Source organism: Luteolibacter luteus, assembly GCF_012913485.1.
Taxonomy (GTDB): domain Bacteria; phylum Verrucomicrobiota; class Verrucomicrobiia; order Verrucomicrobiales; family Akkermansiaceae; genus Haloferula; species Haloferula lutea.
The window spans coordinates 5931509-5950426 of sequence record NZ_CP051774.1 but is presented as its reverse complement, the minus strand read 5'-3'; the positions used below and the strand labels follow the sequence as shown (position 1 = coordinate 5950426).

At 60.7% G+C, this 18918-nt stretch carries 11 protein-coding genes; 6 read left to right on the top strand and 5 right to left on the bottom strand.

Features of this window, described 5'->3' with window-relative positions:
* The first annotated feature begins 31 nt into the window (after positions 1-31).
* The 6 genes from HHL09_RS24480 (at position 32) to HHL09_RS24455 (ending at position 13133) form a co-directional block, all read left to right on the top strand.
* The gene (locus HHL09_RS24480) at positions 32-1831 is read left to right on the top strand and encodes an alpha-amylase family glycosyl hydrolase (protein WP_169457287.1); all 1800 of its coding nucleotides are present in this window, start codon (positions 32-34) and stop codon (positions 1829-1831) included.
* Between the two features lie 159 nt (positions 1832-1990).
* On the top strand, positions 1991-2890 hold the full coding sequence (locus HHL09_RS24475; protein WP_169457286.1) for a sugar phosphate isomerase/epimerase family protein: 900 nt from the start codon (positions 1991-1993) through the stop codon (positions 2888-2890).
* A 95-nt stretch (positions 2891-2985) separates the two neighbouring features.
* Positions 2986-4137, top strand: coding sequence for a 3-keto-disaccharide hydrolase (locus HHL09_RS24470; protein WP_169457285.1), 1152 nt, complete (start codon positions 2986-2988; stop codon positions 4135-4137).
* 644 nt (positions 4138-4781) lie between these two features.
* Positions 4782-11396, top strand: a complete 6615-nt coding sequence (locus tag HHL09_RS24465; RefSeq protein ID WP_169457284.1) for a discoidin domain-containing protein — start codon at positions 4782-4784, stop codon at positions 11394-11396.
* A gap of 261 nt (positions 11397-11657) precedes the next feature.
* A complete protein-coding gene (locus HHL09_RS24460) occupies positions 11658-12455 on the top strand; it encodes a helix-turn-helix transcriptional regulator (RefSeq protein ID WP_205760932.1) in 798 nt (265 codons plus the stop codon).
* Between the two features lie 99 nt (positions 12456-12554).
* Positions 12555-13133 (top strand): murein L,D-transpeptidase catalytic domain-containing protein, encoded by a 579-nt coding sequence (locus tag HHL09_RS24455; RefSeq protein ID WP_169457283.1) that lies wholly within the window; start codon positions 12555-12557, stop codon positions 13131-13133.
* Positions 13134-13235: 102 nt separating this feature from the next.
* Here the strand turns inward: HHL09_RS24455 and HHL09_RS24450 are convergent, their stop codons facing one another.
* The 5 genes from HHL09_RS24450 to HHL09_RS24430 all read right to left on the bottom strand — a co-directional run bounded on the left by HHL09_RS24450 (position 13236) and on the right by HHL09_RS24430 (position 18914).
* Positions 13236-15473: a DUF6797 domain-containing protein gene (locus HHL09_RS24450; protein WP_169457282.1), complete on the bottom strand. Its 2238-nt coding sequence runs from the start codon at positions 15471-15473 to the stop codon at positions 13236-13238.
* A 114-nt stretch (positions 15474-15587) separates the two neighbouring features.
* Positions 15588-16388: an MBL fold metallo-hydrolase gene (locus HHL09_RS24445; protein WP_169457281.1), complete on the bottom strand. Its 801-nt coding sequence runs from the start codon at positions 16386-16388 to the stop codon at positions 15588-15590.
* 179 nt (positions 16389-16567) lie between these two features.
* Positions 16568-17551, bottom strand: coding sequence for a S1C family serine protease (locus HHL09_RS24440; protein ID WP_169457280.1), 984 nt, complete (start codon positions 17549-17551; stop codon positions 16568-16570).
* A gap of 94 nt (positions 17552-17645) precedes the next feature.
* A complete protein-coding gene (locus HHL09_RS24435) occupies positions 17646-18293 on the bottom strand; it encodes a hypothetical protein (protein ID WP_169457279.1) in 648 nt (215 codons plus the stop codon).
* Positions 18294-18320: 27 nt separating this feature from the next.
* A complete protein-coding gene (locus HHL09_RS24430) occupies positions 18321-18914 on the bottom strand; it encodes an RNA polymerase sigma factor (protein ID WP_169457278.1) in 594 nt (197 codons plus the stop codon).
* Between the last annotated feature and the right edge of the window lie 4 nt (positions 18915-18918).

Sequence of the window (18918 nt, the reverse complement as noted above, 5' to 3'; positions counted from 1 at the left end):
CCGGCCCCTTTCCTCTGGTTCATTCCATGCAATGATCGAATCCCCGCGGCCCGTCATCTATCAGCTTCTCCCGCGTCTCTTCGGCAATACGGTCGAAACCCGGAAGATCAATGGCACTCTGGCGGAAAATGGCTGCGGGAAGTTCGCGGATATCAATGACGCGGCTTTGGCCTCGCTGAAGCTCATGGGCTTCACCCATCTCTGGCTCACCGGGGTTCTGGAGCAGGCCAGCGGCAGCGCCTATCCGGATCGCCCGGCGGATGCTCCGGATATCCTCAAGGGCCTCGCCGGCAGTCCTTATGCGATCAAGGATTACTTCGATGTCTGCCCCGACTACGCCATCGATCCCGCGAAACGGCTCGATGAATTCAAGGATCTGTTAGACCGTTGCCATGCCCACGGCTTCAAGGTCCTCATCGACTTCGTCCCGAATCACGTCGCCCGTTCTTATCAATCCGATGTCCGGCCCGAGCTCTCCTTCGGCACAAATGACGACCGTGGCTGCTTCTTCCATCGGGACAACCACTTCTTCTACCTGCGTCCCACCGATCCCGGTGGCGGTCCTCCCTTGAGGTTGCCCACCTCCGACATTCCGGGCTGCACCGGGCTCTTCCCCATGGAAACGGATGCGGGCCGGGTTAGTGGGAACAACGTGATCTCATGGGCACCCTCGATCCACGATTGGTACGAGACCGTGAAGCTGAATTACGGCCACGACTTCACCTGCGGCCGTGACACCTCGCATCTCCCCGGCCCCGATGCGTCGCCGGATGAAGTGCCGAGCACCTGGCGGACGATGGATCAGATCCTCGCTTATTGGCAGGCGATGGGCGTTGATGGTTTCCGCGTGGACATGGCCCACATGATCCCGATGGAGTTCTGGCACTGGTCCGTGAAGCGCGCCCGCGCTCGGGCCCCGCATGTTTTTTTCTCCGCCGAAGCTTACGACAATGATCCCGCGAAGCTTTGCGAGGCCCAGGTGCTCGATTGTCTCCTGGATGCGGGCTTCGATGCCGTCTACGACGACCCTGTCTACGACGCCCTGATGGATCTTCACGATGGATCCAACAAATGGGCAAACGACCTGGACCAGCTGACCTTCACCGGCACGCGCTTTCATCGCTCGCTACGCTACGCGGAGAACCACGATGAGGTCCGCCTCGCCAGCCCTAAGGAATGGGGTGGCCTTGGAATGGCGGTCGGCAGGCCTGTCACTGCGGTGCTCTTCGGCATGGGCCGCGGACCACTGATGATCTATAGCGGGCAGGAAGTCGGCGAGCCCGCCGAGGGCCGCGAGGGATTCGGCGGTGATGATGCGCGCAGCACGATCTTCGACTACTGGTCGATGCCGGAGCTGGTGAAGTGGATCAATGGACATCGCTACGATGGCGGTCGCTTGAGCTCAGAGCAGCGGGAGTTGCGGGACTGGTATGCTAGGCTGATCGCCGTGACCGCAGAGCCCGCCTTCACCCGCGGCGAGTTCTACGGGCTAAATCACGCCAACAAGGAGAACCCCGCTTTCGGACGTGTCGGCAACGAGACTTATAGCGGGCACTGGCTCTACGCCTACCTGAGGCGTGATCCCGGGAGCGGGCAGGCATTCCTTGTAATCGCGAATTTCCACGGGAGCGAGGTGTTGGAGAACGTCCGCGTGATCATCCCGCATCATGCACTGGGATGGCTCGAGATTGGCTTGGAGAAAGAGCTGCGTTTTGAAGATCGGCTTGCGGGCCATGCTTCGCTAACCGCACCCGTCGCGAGCCTTCCCGATCATGGACTCTGCTTGCCTGCGCTTCCCCCCATGAGCGCCATGATGATGGAACTGAGGTGAATGGGGCCACCCGTTGACCATTCCCCTTTGAGGTCCACTCCGGAACTCGCCACATCCTTGGGCCTGTCCGAAGGAAAAATAGGGGTCGCCCTCGAAAATTTTGTCACCGAATCAGATCATTCGTGCAATTTCAGGACAGATTGTGCAGTAGGTCGGCTCATGCTCCGCCGTCAATTCCTCGCCACCACCGCCTTCGCTGCTAGCTCCGCGCCCTTTGGCCTCCGTGCCGAAGCCGCCACCGGGGCGGAAAAGCCGCTGCCGATCAAGCTTTCCCTGAAGTGCGGGATGGCGAACTTCGGTGCGAATCTGGAGGAGAAATTCCGCACGCTGAAGGAACTCGGATACGATGGCGTGGAGCTCGACTCCCCCGGCGGACAGGACAAGGAGGAAGCCCTCGCCGCTTCGAAGGCCACCGGCCTGCCGATCCATGGCGTGGTGGACTCCATCCACTGGAAGACCCGCCTTTCCGATCCCTCCGAGGAGATCCGCGAGCAGGGCCTGCAAGGTCTCCTCACCGCGATCCGCGAGAGCCACGCGGTCGGAGGCTCCGCCGTTCTGCTGGTGCCAGGCGTGGTCGATGCAAAGACGAGTCACGACGTGGCTTGGGCGCGCTCAATTGAGCAAATCCGCAAGGCTCTCCCGCTCGCCGCGGAACTCGGCGTGCATGTGCTGATCGAGAACGTGTGGAACCGGATGTTCTACACCGAAGATGGCGGACCTGCCCAATCCGCGGAGAAGCTCGCGAAGTACATCGATGAAATCAATTCTCCCTGGGTCGGCTCGTATTTCGACATCGGCAATCACCAGCGCTTCGGCAAGCCGGCAGAATGGATCCGCACGCTGGGCAAGCGCATCGTGAAGCTGGATTGCAAGGACTGGGGCGTGAAAGGCGGCTTCGGAAAGATCGGTGAAGGAGATGTCGAATGGGCCGAGGTGAGAAAGGCGTTGCGCGAGATCGGCTATACCGGCTGGGCCACGGCGGAAGTGGAAGGCGGCGATGCGAAAGCCTGCGGCGAAATCCTCGCCCAAATGAAGAAACTTCTGCTGGGAATGGCGTAAGAAAGCGCCGGGTATCGACCAAAGCGTAGATAGGGAGGATCGGATGCGATCACCCTTTCCCCTCCCATTGGGATTTCATTTCCATTCCAAAGCTCATGATCCTGCCTCGTCTCCTTTCCTACATCGTGCTCTCAATGCCGTTCGCTTGTACTCTCGGAGCTGATGAGTCCGGCGGGTTCAAGCCGCTCTTCAATGGCAAGGATCTGAGCGGATGGGTTCCTTGCAACGTCGCGGCAGACACCTTCTCGGTGAAGGACGGGATGATCGTCACCACCGGCCAGCCGATCGGATTCATGCGGACCGAACGGATGTACGAGAACTTCGTCATCGAGCTCGACTGGCGGCACCTGAAGGAGGCCGGCAACAGCGGCCTCTTCATCTGGGGCGAGGGCCTGCCAGCTCCCGGCGTTCCCTACGCCAGGGGCATCGAAGTCCAGATCCTCGACCTGGGCTACGCGAAGAACGACGGCAACAGCCGCTGGTTCACCACCCACGGTGACATCTTCCCCATTTGGGGTGCGACGATGACGCCGACGGGCAAGGTCGCACCGCAGGGCGTGCGCAGCTTCCCCGCCGAGGAACTCACCCTCCCCTCGCCCCAATGGAACCACTACCGGGTGGAGTGCAAGGACGGCGAGATCCGTCTCTCGGTGAACGGCAAGGAGGTCACGACCGGGAAAGAATGCACCCCCCGCAAGGGCTTCATCTGCCTGGAGAGCGAGGGCACGGAATGCCACTTCAGGAACATCCGGATCAAGGAACTCCCCTCCACGAACGCTTCACCCGAGCAGACCGCTCGCGGCTACGAGGGCTTCGTCCCACTTTTCAACGGCAAGGACATGGGTGGATGGCGCAGTTCCAACGAACTCGCATGGTCATCCGATGGCGTGGCCTTTACCGCCAAGTCCAGCGAGGAGGCGTCGGCAAGTCCCCTCGTCTCCGAGAAGGAATTCGGAGACTGCGTGCTATGCATCGACTGGCGCTCGAAGGAGCAGATCCCTGCCGATCGTCCGTTGATAAAAATACGCAACCTGCCTGTCGTCGCCAGCGCCTCGGCCAACAAGCCCGGCGAGTGGAACCGTCTCTTCATCACCCTCGATGGTAAGACGGCGAGTGTGGAGCAGAACGGCCAAGTGATCCGGAAGGACCTTGATCTCACAGGAATGCCCGAGCAAGGAGCGATCACGCTTGAGCACGCCGGTGACGGGCTTGAGTTCCGCAACCTCTTCCTCAAGGAACTTAGGTGACCATCGGTTTGGCAGACCTGTGGCACCCCCTCACCGGAGGCTGCAACACCGCCTCCCGGGTTCGATTGGATTGATGCCAAGTTTTTGTTAGACCAAGCACTGGAAACCGTAGCGACCTGCGAGTACGACGCGTGGGGCGAATGTAGCTCGTCGGGTGGATCTCTGAGCTTCCGCATTCTGCCACCCGCAGTTCGGTGATGAATCTGGGGCCCGGCCCATAGCAGGCATGGGTCGAGAGCTGAAGTCTCATGATACCTAATGCCGGACTAAGCGACTGGCTTGCGTGCCGGAGTTGCGAAGCCCAACGACTTCGGGCAGCTGGTGCTGGATGGGACGCTGGCTATGTGACTACCACCAGTAATCCATAGGGCCTTCGCAGCGAGCGAGAGATGCGCTTTCGCCAAGCTTGGAGCACCGTCCGACGGTCCGGAGGGCCGAGCAAGGCGGAAGTGGCCGCCGCTCTTCCGACGGTCGGAGATCCTGAATACGGAGAACCCAAACGCGTTTCAGCGTTCAGTTATCTGTCCCCGCTTTGGGGACTATCATGATTCCGAAATTCGTTAAATATGCGATTATTAACAGAATGGGTCATCCTCTTTGCAGATGATCCTCCAGATAGTGGTAAACCCAAGAAAACCCACGCAATGAAATTCCTCGTTCGCAGCGAGCGTTGGTCCAGCGGAAATGGCCGGCGCATCTCCTATGTCCGGCACCGGGATGGAATTCGCATGAAGCTGAAGAAAGCTATCTGTGCGATCGTTCTCACCGGCGTCTGCCATGGCTCGCCCGTGGTGGTGCTGGACGCCTCAAGCCCTGAATCGGTGGAGGTCAACGCTTCGCAGAATGTTCTCCTATGGAACGACGTGTCCGGATCCAATCTCGACGCGATTCCTAACAATGCGAGTCCGGTTTTTCCGGATCCGGTCCGGCTTGGGAACGGCCACCTGGGAATCGGGATTTCCCAGAGCCAATCCGGCGGCTTCAAACTGCTGAATGCATTGCAAGCGGATACCCTGCTCGATTTCTCCGTCGCAACGAATCGTCCTAAGGGCTTCTCCGCCCTGATGGCAGTGAAACTGAAATCACTCCCTGGCTCCACGGCGGCGGTCATGGGAAATACGAGCACTCCTGCGGGATCCGGATTTGCCATCCAGTTGGCACCCTCGGGATTACTCACCGCGAGCTTGGGCACGGCCACTGTTTCATCCTCGCAAGGAGGCGGGGCCTTGCTGCAAGCGGGCGACACCGTCGTGATCGCGGTAGTTTACAACGGTGAAGCGCAGAAGCTCAGCATCTATGAGTCTCGCAACAAACAGGTTCAGACCCTTGCGGTGAACCGTGGCGACTTCGGCATCGGAAACGATCTGTATTTCGGACGTGCCACCGCGGCGGGTGTCGGTGTGAGCGCCGTGGTCGGTGAAGTCCAATTGTTCGAGCGCCCTCTATCCACGGCTCAGCTCGGCGAGGAAACGCTTCGAATGGAACAAAAGTGGGTGACGGGATCAGCGCCGATCCAGCACCTCTCGGTGGAAGATCCGGCCGACTTGCAGACTTCGGCGAGTACGCTGACCTCTTGGTTGGATCGTTCGGGCTCTGGAAACAATGCCTCCGCGGAATCCGGCTCCATGCTGTTCCCCGGAACCGCGGATCCTGCAACCGGCGTGCGGGCGCTGAACGCCCGGACGGGAAGCGAGACCCTGTCGCTCTTCAATGCTGCGGGCCAAGACACATGGCTGAACTTCTCCGGTGCCGCGTCCGGCAAGTCCGGCTTCACGGTGTTGCTCGCCTTCAAGCCCTCGGCATTCGTCGCGGATTGGAACGACCTCCTCGGAAACGACTCCGACTTTCCCAATCCCGGGTTTGTGATGCGGACCTCGAGCACCGGGCAACCCGTCGTCAGCCTCGGCGGAACGGACCTACGGGCAAGCACACAAATCACTGCAGGCGACACGGTTTTCTATGCGGTGCGTTATGATGCGGTGGCCGGGCAGTATCTGTTCTGGAATTCGAAGAACAACGAGACGCTTCTCCGGACCCTCGCCGCGGGCGACTTCTCCGGAAGCATGCCACTCCGCTTGGGACGGTCTGACAATGCGGGCCGACATTTCCAAGGGGATTTCCTCGAGACGAAGATTTTCGATTCGAAGATCAGCGAAGCCCAACTGGAGCAGGAGAAGGCGGCGATGAATGCCAAGTGGAAGCCTGCCGTTCTTCCCGTGGAAGTGCTCGGAGCTGAGGGCACCACCGAAGAGCGCCAGTTCCACCTCGATGCCAGCCAGCTCTCGGCTGCGGAGGATCTCTGGTTTCAGGTGAACTCGCTGACCTATCAGGACAAGGGTTCAATCCGGATCAATGACGAGCCTTGGTTGCCCCTCAATCACACGACTACCGTGGTTCAGGCTCAGGAAATGGCCCGCGGCGGAATGGTCCACGGCGGATTCAACACGATCCGATTCAAGATCCCCGCCAACGGACTGAGGGAAGGGCTCAACCGGATCCAGTTCCGCTTCGATGAATCGGACACGATCTCCATCGGCTATCGGGTCGTGCGCTTCAATGTGCTCGACGCGAGCGGCGTGAAACTTCTTCCGCCTAGTCGCTTCGCGGAAGACGATCCATCGACTTGGCAAGCGCCCTTCACGGACCAGGCCTCCATTGACGAAGGAGAGCGGATCTGGCGCGGGGTCACCGATCTGGTGACCAAGGCCCAGGGAGGCCGCGGCCGGCAGCTTTGGAACCACTACAAGGCCGAAGGCACCAATGGCTGGTGGTATGGCTACGACCTGCCCGTCCGCAAGACCATCCAGGCGGCCTGCACCGATTGCCACACTCAGGACGGGCGGGATCTGGAAATGTTCAGTTATTCGAATCGCTCCATCATCGAGCGCTCGAAGTTTCACAACCTGACCACCCTGGAAGGCCAGAAGGTCGCCTCCTACATCCGTTCCCTCTCCGCAAGGTTTGCCAACGTCGACCGCGCCGGCCGCCCTTGGAACCCGCCCTATCAACCCGGTCCATCAGTCGCCAGCCGCCCGATCCACGAATGGGCCGCCGGCGCCGGCTTGGACGCGGTGCTCGACAACGACAGCGACATGGCTCCCTACCTCTTCCCGAACGGGATGGGAGACGACAAGCTCGACGCGCTCTTCGATACCGATGGCAACTACGACAGCACCCTGCTGCCGCTGGCGATCCAGTTTCCCGATTGGAAGCACTGGCTGCCCATGGTCCACCCGATGGATGCCTTCACCGGCGACACTTACACTCCCGGGGTGCCGATCTACTTCGACGACAACATGCCGCGCAACCCGCGCAAGGCGCTTGTCGATTTCCGGAACTACCTCCTGACCATGCCGACGGACCCCGCGGCGAAGGAGCAGTTCCTCCTGACACGCCGTGGCGAGTATCTCTCCAAGCATACGACGATGAATGGGCACTTCCGCTTCTTCTTCGCCGTCGGAACTGTCGACGAGCACTGGCGGTCGGAGAATGGATTGGCGCAGCAGGCCCTGCCTTCCGATATGCCCCGCGAGTTCGCGGCGACCAGCCTTTCGCGCCTCCTCTCGGTAAGGAACTTCGAGTGGGCCAACGAGTTCGACCTTCAGGACAAGGCGCACCTGTTCACCGACTTTGACGCGATCGATCATCCTCAACCGCGCCAGTGGATCTCCTCGGCGTTCGCGGTTTACCCGGTGGGCCCTCACTTTCAGGCGGCGGTGGAAGAGGTCTACAAGGGCCAGCAGATCCCTGCAAACAGCCGGAATTTCTTCGGGCAGTCCGGCGCGACCGGAACCTACGAGTCCACCAATTGGTACGAGATCCAAGCCGTTCTCAATGCCGGCCAGGCCCGGATGGGCGGCAGGGCGGACCCGGTGGACTACAACTATCAGCAGCCACTCATCGTCGAAGCCTGCCAGGAGTCGGGAGTTCTCGAGCCGTTCCGCTACATGCATACCGCGGCGCGGATGTATCAGACCAAGATCGATAGCCGCTCGTATGCCCCGGATGACGGGTCGGGCTTCCTGATCCGCAACATGGGTCCTTGGTATCTGTTTCCAAACGTGGGAAGCAGCCCGCTCGCGATGATGGCGAAGTTCAATGAAACGGAGCCAGGTCTCGGCACCCGGATGGTCAATGCCCACCTCAGGCAGTTCAATGAGGAGATGAGGAAACCGGGCTACGAGCTCGAGGACTGGATGCGTACCACCGAGCTTCCGGAAGGCTCGCAGAACGTCTCCAACGTGCTCGATGACCCGGGCACGGAAGACTTCTGGTCGTGGTCGTCCAGGTTCTATGAAGCGATCCCGTCCTTCGTCCAAATGGGAACCGATCCCGTGGAGTTGAACTCGCTGCTGAGTTGGTGCAGTCGCGCCTGGCCTTATATCTCCTGGGAGGCGGCGAGGAACCAGTGGTATGCGACCGCCTCCCGCAATTCGTCCAATGCCTCGAGGGCACTCGACGGCGTCATCGGTACCCGCTGGGACACCGGCCAATCCCAAGCGAATGGGCAGTGGTTCCAGCTTGATTTGCTGGCGGTGCGGACCTTTGACCGAATCGTCCTGGATCAGGGCAGCTCGAGCGGAGATTGGCCGCGCGGTTACCGGATCAATGTCTCGAACGACGGCATCAACTGGGGAAGCGCGGTCGCCACAGGAGTCGGAACATCCGGCGTGACCACGATTTCATTCGGAACACGATCGGCACGCTACATCCGGATCACGCAAACGGGGTCAAACGGCGGCTACTGGAGCATCCATGAGTTGGGCCTCTACAATGCGGGAACGAAGTTGGCACCCGGAGGAGCACCGACCGGATTGGCGGGAGCGATCACGCAGCCGAGGCAGATTGATTTGACCTGGCAGCCTTCGACCGGCTCCGGAAACTACAACATCAAGCGCTCCACCAATCCGGGTGGTCCCTATACTCTGATTGCTTCCAATGTCGCATCGACAAGCTACGTCGACGCGGGACTGCAGGAAGGCACCTACTATCACTACGTGGTCTCGCAAGGTGCCGGCACGGGAGAGAGTCCGGACTCGATTGAATTGCGGATGATGACTGCGGACGGACGGCTTGATGCAAGCGGTTGGGTCGCAAGTGCCTCAAGAAACTCAAGCACCGCCGGCAACGCGATCGACCGGACCATCGAGACCCGCTGGACCACCGGCCAAGGCCAAACGTCCGGACAGTGGTTCCGGCTCGACATGTTGTCGGCCCGATCCTTCAACCGGATCACCCTCAACCAAGGGAGCTCGGTGAGCGAGTGGCCGCGCGGTTACCAGATCCACGTCTCTAACGACGGCACGAACTGGGGCAGCGTCATCGCGTCGGGAGCGGGTGCCACCGGCCTGATCACGATTGATTTCCCGACTCAATCGGCGCGCTACATCCGGATCACCCAAACCGCATCGAACAGCTCCAACTGGAGCATCCACGAGCTCTCCGTCTATAACGTGGGCGTGACCGTGCCGCCGAACGCGACACCGACCGGATTGCTGGCAACCGCCATCTACCACAAGCAGATTGATCTGACTTGGCAGCCTGCCACCGGCTCCGGAAGCTACAACGTCAAGAGGTCGACCAATCCTGGTGGCCCCTACACGCTGATTGCCTCGAACGTCCTGGCGACAAGCTATGTCGACACGGGGCTTGAGGGTTCCACCTCTTACTACTACGTGGTATCACAGGGATCTGGCACAGCGGAGAGTCCGAACTCGGCTGAATTGAGCGTAACGACTACAAACGGACGACTAGATCAAACCGGTTGGCTGGCGAGTGCCTCGAGAAACACAAGCAACGCGGGCAGGGCGATTGATCTGACGATCAGCACCCGCTGGGACACCGGCCAAGCCCAGGTGCCTGGACAGTGGTTCCAGCTCGATATGTTGACGGCCAGGACCTTTGATAAGATCGTCCTGGATCAGGGGACCTCGGCAAATGATTGGCCGCGCGGCTACCAGGTCCATGTCTCCAACGACGGTATCAACTGGGGAATCCCGGTCGCCACGGGTGTCGGGACATCTGGTATCACCACGATCACGTTCGCGCCACAATCGGCGCGCTACATCCGGATCACCCAGACAGGGACGGTCGCAGGGCTCTACTGGAGCATCCATGAACTCTCCATTCACCACCTCGGCGCGGGCGCGCCATCGAATGCGACACCGACCGGATTGGTGGCAAGCGCCACGCACCACAGGCAGATCGATTTGGCCTGGCAGCCAGCTGCTGGATCCGGAAGCTACAATATCAAGCGATCGGCCACCCAAGGAGGTCCCTACACGCTGATTGCTTCGAACGTCCTGTCGACAAGCTATGTGGACACGGGCCTTGAGCCGTCCACCTATTATCACTACGTGGTGTCTCAGGGCACCGGCACGGGCGAGAGTCCGAACTCGGCGGAATTAAGGGTGACGACCACGGACGGAAGACTGGATTCAACCGGTTGGCTGGCGAGCGCCTCGAGAAACACAAGCAATGCGGGCAGGGCGATTGACCGGACGATCAGCACCCGCTGGGACACCGCCGAGACGCAAAGGCCCGGCCAGTGGTTCCGACTCGACATGCTTGCGGTCCGTTCCTTCAACCGGATCACCCTCGATCAAGGGAGTTCGGCAAATGATTGGCCCCGCGGATACGAGATCCATGTCTCCAACGACGGCGTGAATTGGGGCAGCCCCATTGTGTCGGGGACGGGTGCTGCCGGTCTGGTCACGATCGACTTCCCGACTCAATCGGCCCGTTACATCCGGATCACCCAGACAGGGACGGTCGCAGGCCTCTACTGGAGTATTCACGAGCTTGAAGTCTACAACATCCAGCCTCCGCCGACGCAGCCTTCCCTGCCGGTGGGCATGGCTGGATGGATCGCACGGTTCGAAGTCACTGACCAAACACAAACGGGCGACGATGATGGTGACGGCATTGCAAATCTATGGGAGTTCCTCTTCTCTGCGACTCCGCCGTTCCAGCCTCTGGATCCGACCATCAACGATAGCGGGGCCCTCAATCAGTCGGCGAGCGTCGATGTTTCGGGCCACATGCGACTACATCTCACCGTGCCGAACATTTTCCCCGAGGGGTTGAGTGTCCGGGTCCAAGGGAGCAATGATCTGATCAACTGGGGTCCTGTCGCCACCGATGGCGGCATCGACGCGGACAACGGCGACGGAACTTCGACACGTGTCTGGACCCAGATCAACCCCACGGGCAGCGACGCGGCCATGAGATTCATGCGAGCCGAAGTGATTGAAGACTGAAGCGCCGGAAATCGGCCTTGAAATTACCAACTTCCTGGACGCAGCCGTCCCGGACGGAACCTGAGAGGCTGCCTGAAAAGTGGTCAGGCAGCGGCTTTCGTGAGCATGCGCTTGCCATGGCGGTGAGCAATCCTTGAGGTCGCTGGCCTATGGGGAGACTGGGCAGCGAAGACTGCCGCGAATAAGTGTGGTCGCCTCGTTTGTCGTCGCGAGTCCTTGCAGTCCCAAGCCGCTTCGCTAGGGTGACCCACCCTCCGGCTCATGAACTCCGCAAGCAGCAAGATCCCACAGTCTCCGCTTACCGAGCAAGATGTGCGGGACATTGTCCGGCTTCTGGGAAGCGTGATCGCGGAGCCCGGAGGACTTACCGAGAAGCGCAGATTCCTGATGGATGGGCTGTGCAGCCTGGTCAATGCGACCAGCTGGGCATGGTGCATGGCGGAGTTCGACCCCGACAAGCCGCCATCCTTCGTCGGCTTCGAACACGGCGGCTGGGACGAGGAACGCTTCGCGCGCTACATCGAGGCGATGAACCACCCCGACATGGAGGAAGTTACCCGGCCATCCTCCATCGAGCTCAGGGAAAAGGGAACCCAGCTCACGCGCACGCTGAGACAAATGGACCCGCCCATGCGCTTGGAGAACTCCAAGGCCGGCGAGCTTTGGGCCAAGGCAGATATCGGCACCCTGCTGATCTCCCAACGCCCCATGGATGGAGGTGGAATCTCCGGTGTTGCGGTGTATCGACGTCTTGGCGAACCGCACTTCGACGAAAGGGAATCCCGCATCGCGCACATCGTCCTGAGCGAGGTGCCGTGGCTGCACTTCCAGTCGTTCCCCGATCGGCAAACACCGGAGTTGGAACGCCTCTACCCGCGGCATCGGACGGTCTTGAATCTGCTATGCGAGGGATGGTCACGGAAGCGGATCGCCGATCACCTTGGCCTGAGCGTGAATACCGTTCACGGTTACTCAAAGGCCATCTTCCGGCATTTCGGAGTTCACTCGCAGCCGGAGTTGATCCGTCGGCTCACGAAGGGTGACGGCGGAGATCTTTGACGCCAAGCCAACAGACCCCGCGTTTGGGTACTAGAAGAATAGGGAGACAAAGTCATATCCATGAGTATCCCCCCAAATTTAACGGGGTGTTTTGTACTTATGAAAACAGCAGAACCCTACCAAGGATCCGAAGATAAAGTACCATCCGAAGTCGCCCTCGCCTACGAGCAACGCCGAAAGCTTGAATCAAATTGCAATTGGATTTTTGAGGTTGATTACTCCATCAATTCCAAGAAGCCCCGGCTATTCGTTTACAGCATCGCCGACAAGGAGCTTTATCGCTTCAAATGCTCTCACGGTATCGGCGGTAAAAACAGGACACCTCATGATGGAATCTTGAGGGAAGTTTCGAACAAAGATGGATCTTACTGTAGCTGTCTGGGTGTAATGCTAACCCTTGAAAACTACGATTCCGACGTCGTAGGCCAAGCGGTTCGGCTGAAGGGCCTTTCACCCACCAATTCCAATATGCAAGGACGCGGCGTGGTCTTGCATGGGAGCGAGTATGTACGCGATACCGACAACAACACCGACAAGTCCGTTTCCGGGCGATCCCTGGGATGTCTGGTGGTAGATGATGCTTACATCAATCGAGAGAGCGGAGGGAAGTTAATCGGGTGGCTGAAGAATGGCTCGGTCGGTGTTTCGCACTACGGAGGAAAATTCAGCTTGGGGTAACCGAGTTGCTCCCTCGAAGCCCAAGATACATATAGAAAGCGTGGCCGGATTTCTCCGGCCACGCCTGATGGATTGTTGATCCTGCTAGATCGCCTTGGGGCTTTACTTCGCCGGCTTGCGGAAGGTGCCGTAGTAGTCGCCCTTCAGCACTTCTCCATCGGTGGTTTCGAGGTCCCAGGTCACCTTCAGCTGCATGGACGGCTTGTGGCCTGCCAGATCCAGCTCGACAGTGTGGCCGTCCTTGGAAACGCGGGCCGCCTTGATCTCGATCTTGTCGTGAACCTTGTGGCTCTGCGACTCCTTCTCGAGTGCGAGCTTCTCGGCATCGCGGTCCGGCTTGTCGACGGAGAACTCGCCACCGCCGTATTGCGGGCCGCGGACATAGTTCCAGCGCTCGGCGGAGTAGCTTTCCGGATCGGCAGCCAGCTCGGGATCGAGCGAACCTTCGAAGTGGATCTTCACGCCGGTGCGGGTGAATTCCACCTTGTCCGGCAGATCGGTCGGCACCTCGGCATTGCGGCGGACACGCTGGAAGGCGGTCTCGGCCGCGGCATTGGTCTGCCATCCGCGGAGGCCGCAGACATACATCGAGCCATCCGTGTGGAAGCGCGCGCGCATCGCAGAGGAGCCCAGCGAGATCGGCAGCTTCACCACACCGCCCTGCATCGTGTCATCCACCGGAGCTGGCAGCACGCGGTAAACCGAAGACTGGCCGTAGGAAAGGTGCAGCATCTCGCCCGCCTTCACGCCGAAGTCCACGCCCTCCGGCACCCACACCTGGGAAGCACCCGAGTTGTCGACTTCCATCGGCAGGTAGCAAAGCGGCTCGTGGAAATCCTTCTTCACGTCGTGCTTGCTCGGCTCGGTGCCGAGGAAGACGGGAGCCTGCTTCGGGGTGAAGTAGTTGATCTTGCAACGCGGCTGCCAGGAACCTTCGTTCTCACCCGTGGTGATCTCGCCATTCGGGCCCACGCCAAGGCCGCCCGGAGCGCGCAGACCGGTCGCCAGGACCGTGTACTTCGTGCCATCGGGAGAGATCTTGAGGACCGTGCCGTGATGCGGGAAAATCTCGTCGAAACCACGACCGCCACCACGCACCGGCGAAGCCTTGCAGGTATAGAAATTTCCCTGCTTGTCCGTCTGCAGTTCGAAGGCGAACTCGTGGAAGTTCGGCGACACCGACTCCTCACGGAAGAAAGCCTCGTAGCGATCCGCCTCGCCGTCCTTGTTCAGGTCGTGCAGGCGCGTGATCTGGTCGCGGCCATGCACCATGATCGCGCCATTCACCACCTTCAGGCCCAGCGGCTCGAAGAGACCGGAGGCAAAGCGCTTCCACTTGAACTCCTTCCAATCGCCCTTCAGGCCGGAAACGGTCCACACGTCACCATTCCAGGTGCAAAGAGCCGCGGTGTCATCATCCACGAAATCGAGGCCCGCGAAGCGGATGTTCGAGTGCCACGGATTGTCCTCGGGAATCGTCACCGTGTCGGTCACCCAAGGTGCCTTCTTGTCGGTGGAGAGATTGCCCGGGGTCGTGATGGTTTCCTTCCAGATCCCTTCACCCCCCTTGGTCAGCGCGGCCAGCTCGACCGGCTCGGCAGCCTTGGCTTCGCCATCCTTCGCGTAGGTGATCGTGAAGGTCACCGGCGCGGTCGATGGAGAGATCTTCGCAACGATGCGATCCTTGTTCGCGGAGAGCGTCGGGCCCTTGCCGCCGACAGCCACGGAGAGGCCGCTCTTCGAGCTGCCCGTGGTGCCATTCGCGCTCACGCCGGCCTTGTCGTCCGCCACCACCAGGCTCAGCGCCTGCTTGTGCGGGGCCACCTGGAACTGGCGGGTCACGCCGTTCGGAGTGCTTTCCAGCGACTCATATACCGGGGTGCCCAGCACCTCGTAGGAAAAGACGATCTTCTTTCCATCGCGGAAGAAGCCCTTGAACTTCGCGTGCTCCAGATTGCCAAAGCCTTTCTTCGCGCGCTGGTCGTCGAACTTGCCCGCTGCATCCGCCCAGCCCGGACCGGACTCGACGTTGAAGTAGGGGTTCTCGTTCTGGATCTTGATCAGGTGGCCATGCTCGCCGGTCCAAGGCGTGCCGCCCCAGTGGACGAAGCCCTTGTAGGCGGAGACAACACGGAGCGTCTCGGTGTCGAAGAGCGCGTGGTTGCCCTCGCCGAGGTCGACCAGGATGCCCTTCACGGCACCAAGGGTCTTCTCGCCATTGATGGTGGCGTCGAAGGTATTGCTCCAGGCGGGGCCGATTTGCATTTGCTCATACCATTTGTCTTGGGCCAGCGAGGCCACGGCGGAGGCGAGGAGCAAGGTGGGGACGATGATGCGCATGGAATGTTTTACAGGAATCGAGGGTTACGGGTGCGGTTCCGCGGGTTGGACGGACGGATATTAACAGGAAAGAAGGGCCGCCGGTTTAGTTCCGGCCGCTCAACTACGTGGTTCTCACCTTTGTATTACGTCTTTGGCGAGAAAAGGGTTTGCCAGCAATTCACTTCCTGCGGTGGAAGCCGGACCGTGGCCGGGCAGAAGAATCGTCTCCGGAGGCAGGCTCAGGACCTCCTTCCGGTTTGCCGCGAGTGCCTCACGATAAGGCTCCCCCGGCGCGCAGCCCCCCATGGATCCGGCAAAAAGCGCATCGCCGGTGACGCAGACCGGGACTGCCAGCCCCTCGATCACGTAGCCGAGCGCCCCCAGACAGTGGCCGGGCAGCGGAATCGCCCGGATGGAAAGTGCACCGCGTTCCAAACGCTCGCCGCCTTTTAGCCGTTCCCCCTCCGCAGGGCCCGCCAAGCTGCGGATCCGCGCACGCAGCGCAGGTAGCCCGCCCACGTGGTCGTGGTGCTCATGGGTGATGAAAATATCCAGTTGCCCGGTGCCTTGGGCGTCAAGCGCCTGCGCCACATCCTGCGGGCCATCCCCGGCATCAAAGAGCACATTTCCACCCGCGCCATCCTGGACGAGCCAAGCATTCACCGTTTCGTCATCGAATGGCAGTTCCAAGCGCGTGATCTGCGGAAGTTCGCAGGCAGGCGGGACAAAATCCGGCAAGCCGGCCAGCGCCAGCGGCGACAGCCCCAGCGCCGGGGCAAGCTGCTCCAGCACTTCCCGGGAAACGGGTCCCCGGGCGGCGGCCATCACATCCTTCTCCGGAAGCCCGGCCCGCGCCGCTGCCTCCGATGGTGCCAGATCCAGCCCCCGCAGGGCCTTCCGGATGACATCGGCAGTGGTGTCGTAGAGCATCATGTCTTGTCCTCGGGGATGAGAGAGCGGGAACGGTCACGGGGCAATCCCACAATGTTCCCGCAGCGCTCCATGGAAATGACAAGGGCAGACAAATCAACCCGCGCCGACGCTACGACTACACCCGCTCCGGGAAAAAACCGGAACGGGTGCACTTGCCTCCCTGAAAAACCGACCACCGTTCAGCGGGCGCCGCGAGGCGCCATGCGCAGACGAAGGCCGTTACCCTTGAAATCCATGTCGATGTTCAGGCGATCGATCCGTTCGCGGACATCCTTCGGCACGGCTTCCTTATCAGCCGCCGTGTCGTAAGGACCTTCCCACTCGACCTTGCCATCCTTGTCGAAGACCCGGACATGCTTGTTGCCGTCCTGGGACTTGAGTTCCACGCTGCCGTTTTCATCCAGCATGCGGATCGAGCTGCTGCTCGTGCCGTTCATTTCCAAGCCGCCCTTCTCGAACTGGCCGACGTCGGGCATCTCCGGCATCTGCATGCCTTGGAGCATCTGTTGGACGCGCTTGTGAATCCCTTCACCCATCAGGGCACCGGCATTCACATCTTCACCGTCGAGCGCTTCGAAAGCCTTCATGTTCTGCTCGATCGCCTCGCGCATGCGCTTCAACTGATCCGGCGGCATGCCGTTCATCATGAGATTGTCGAGCGGCTTCACCTCGGCTCCTGCCACCGCACCCGGCTGGGCAGGCGTCGCACCGAGAGCCACGCTCACATTCTTCGACTCGCCGCGGTGGATGAAATCGATCGCCACTTCTTCACCGGGCTTCAGGCCGGCCACGGAAGCGCGCAGGTCATCGTGGGAACCCACGGCCTTGCCAGCCACCTTCGTGATGATGTCGTTCTGGGCGATCCCTGCCTTCGCGGCAGGACCATCCGGATCCAGCGTGCGGACCACGACTCCTTCGCCTTCGGCGAGCTTCAGGTGCTCGCCCACCAGGGCGGGCAGCTTCGAGCCGCCGACGCCGAGATAACCATGCGCGGCCGCTTCGGCCCTCGCTTCTCCTTGGGCAGGACGCACCGGGATTTCCACCGCATCGGCATGCGGGATCTCGACCGGCGGCGCGGCGGCTTCTTCCGGGGAAACCTGGGGCGGAATCGGTGCCGCGGAATCCGGCGCTTCGATGGCAAAGGCCGTCGCAGCCAGACTCATCAGACCGGCGATTCCACATGCGAAATGTTGTTTCTTGTTCATTGCCGTTAACATACTAGAAGCGTAGTAGCTCAGCATTTTTGTCTTGACCTTCTCAGTCGATTTTCTCCGGAACCAGGAAATATTCGGCACGGGGCTTCTCGACCTCGATGATCTCGCCCTTGTTATTCTTCAGTTGTGCCTTGTCGCGATAGATCACGCGATAAAGGCGCACCGGCCGGCCCTCGCGGGTCCAGCGCACGCCCATGTCGCTCACATCCTGCAGGCCGCTGCCCATGGAAGATGGCGTGAAGTTCGCGGCGGAAATATTCTTCGCCCCAAGCGGGATTTCGTTGCCCGCCACCGCGCCGCCACCGTGATGAGGTTGCGCCACCTTCGGGCCACCCACCATCAGCGCGCTGAAGGCCCCGGCCACTGCCACGGCCGCAGCCGCGGCATACCAGGGACGACGCGAAACATTCTCCTTCTTCGCAGGCTTCTGCGCGCCCGGGAAGAGCACCACCTTCTCGTCCACCGGAAAGGGCACGCGGCTCACCGTCGCCAGCATCCGCGCGGCAAGATCATCCGAAAGAGCAACCGGCTGGAGCGAGGCCAGCTTGCTCTCCACTCCAGAGATCGACACCGGGGACGATTGCAAACGACCCTCCACAGCCGCCAGCAGGCGGTCGAGACTGGCCGCATCCGGCTTCGCCGGGCGCATTCCCTTCAGCGTGTTTTCAAGATCCTGGAATTCGGGGTCCATGTGACTTTCTTTCGGAAACGGATGATCTTAGATTGATAGGTCGCCCTTGCGGCGGGCGGAGGAGAGCTTTTTCTTCAGGGCTTCAAGACCGTAGCGATACCGGGAGGCCGCTGTGTTTTGGGAAATTTCAAGTGCCTCTCCGATCTCTGCGAAAGTCCGCTCACCCCAGATTTTCATGATGACGACTTCGGCAAATTTCGGCGGGAGTTCCTTCAATCCGGCCTCGAGCAGTTGCCTCGTCTCATCATCGGACGACTCGCTTTCGAACCACGGGTGAAGGGCATCCTTCTGATCGGATTCCACCTCCTCGCTCACGAAGTCCTCGCGCCGCTTGCGACGATCATCGCGTCGGCCGAGATCGATCGCCAGGCGGCGGATCGCGGTGAAAAGATAGGGAATCCAAGCTTCTTGGCCCCCCACGAATTCATTCGCGTCCAGCTTCTCGACCAGCTTGACCAAGGCATCTTGCACGATGTCTTCCGCATCCTCGGAGGAGCGGGTCTGCTGCCGGGCGAAAAGAATCAGGCGCGGCCCATTTTCAGCCAGCCACTCCTGCCACGCTTGCGTGGAAGGCGAGAGGCTTTGTGCGGGGACACTGCTCACTTCTTCGTTGGGATCCATCAAT

Coding starts and splice junctions, on each gene's coding strand:
- HHL09_RS24455 (WP_169457283.1), top strand. CDS start 12,555: ATGAAAACAGCAGAACCCTACCAAGGATCCGAAGATAAAGTACCATCC.
- HHL09_RS24470 (WP_169457285.1), top strand. CDS start 2,986: ATGATCCTGCCTCGTCTCCTTTCCTACATCGTGCTCTCAATGCCGTTC.
- HHL09_RS24475 (WP_169457286.1), top strand. CDS start 1,991: ATGCTCCGCCGTCAATTCCTCGCCACCACCGCCTTCGCTGCTAGCTCC.
- HHL09_RS24460 (WP_205760932.1), top strand. CDS start 11,658: ATGAACTCCGCAAGCAGCAAGATCCCACAGTCTCCGCTTACCGAGCAA.
- HHL09_RS24440 (WP_169457280.1), bottom strand. CDS start 17,551: ATGAGTCTGGCTGCGACGGCCTTTGCCATCGAAGCGCCGGATTCCGCG.
- HHL09_RS24435 (WP_169457279.1), bottom strand. CDS start 18,293: ATGGACCCCGAATTCCAGGATCTTGAAAACACGCTGAAGGGAATGCGC.
- HHL09_RS24430 (WP_169457278.1), bottom strand. CDS start 18,914: ATGGATCCCAACGAAGAAGTGAGCAGTGTCCCCGCACAAAGCCTCTCG.
- HHL09_RS24480 (WP_169457287.1), top strand. CDS start 32: ATGATCGAATCCCCGCGGCCCGTCATCTATCAGCTTCTCCCGCGTCTC.
- HHL09_RS24445 (WP_169457281.1), bottom strand. CDS start 16,388: ATGATGCTCTACGACACCACTGCCGATGTCATCCGGAAGGCCCTGCGG.
- HHL09_RS24465 (WP_169457284.1), top strand. CDS start 4,782: ATGAAATTCCTCGTTCGCAGCGAGCGTTGGTCCAGCGGAAATGGCCGG.
- HHL09_RS24450 (WP_169457282.1), bottom strand. CDS start 15,473: ATGCGCATCATCGTCCCCACCTTGCTCCTCGCCTCCGCCGTGGCCTCG.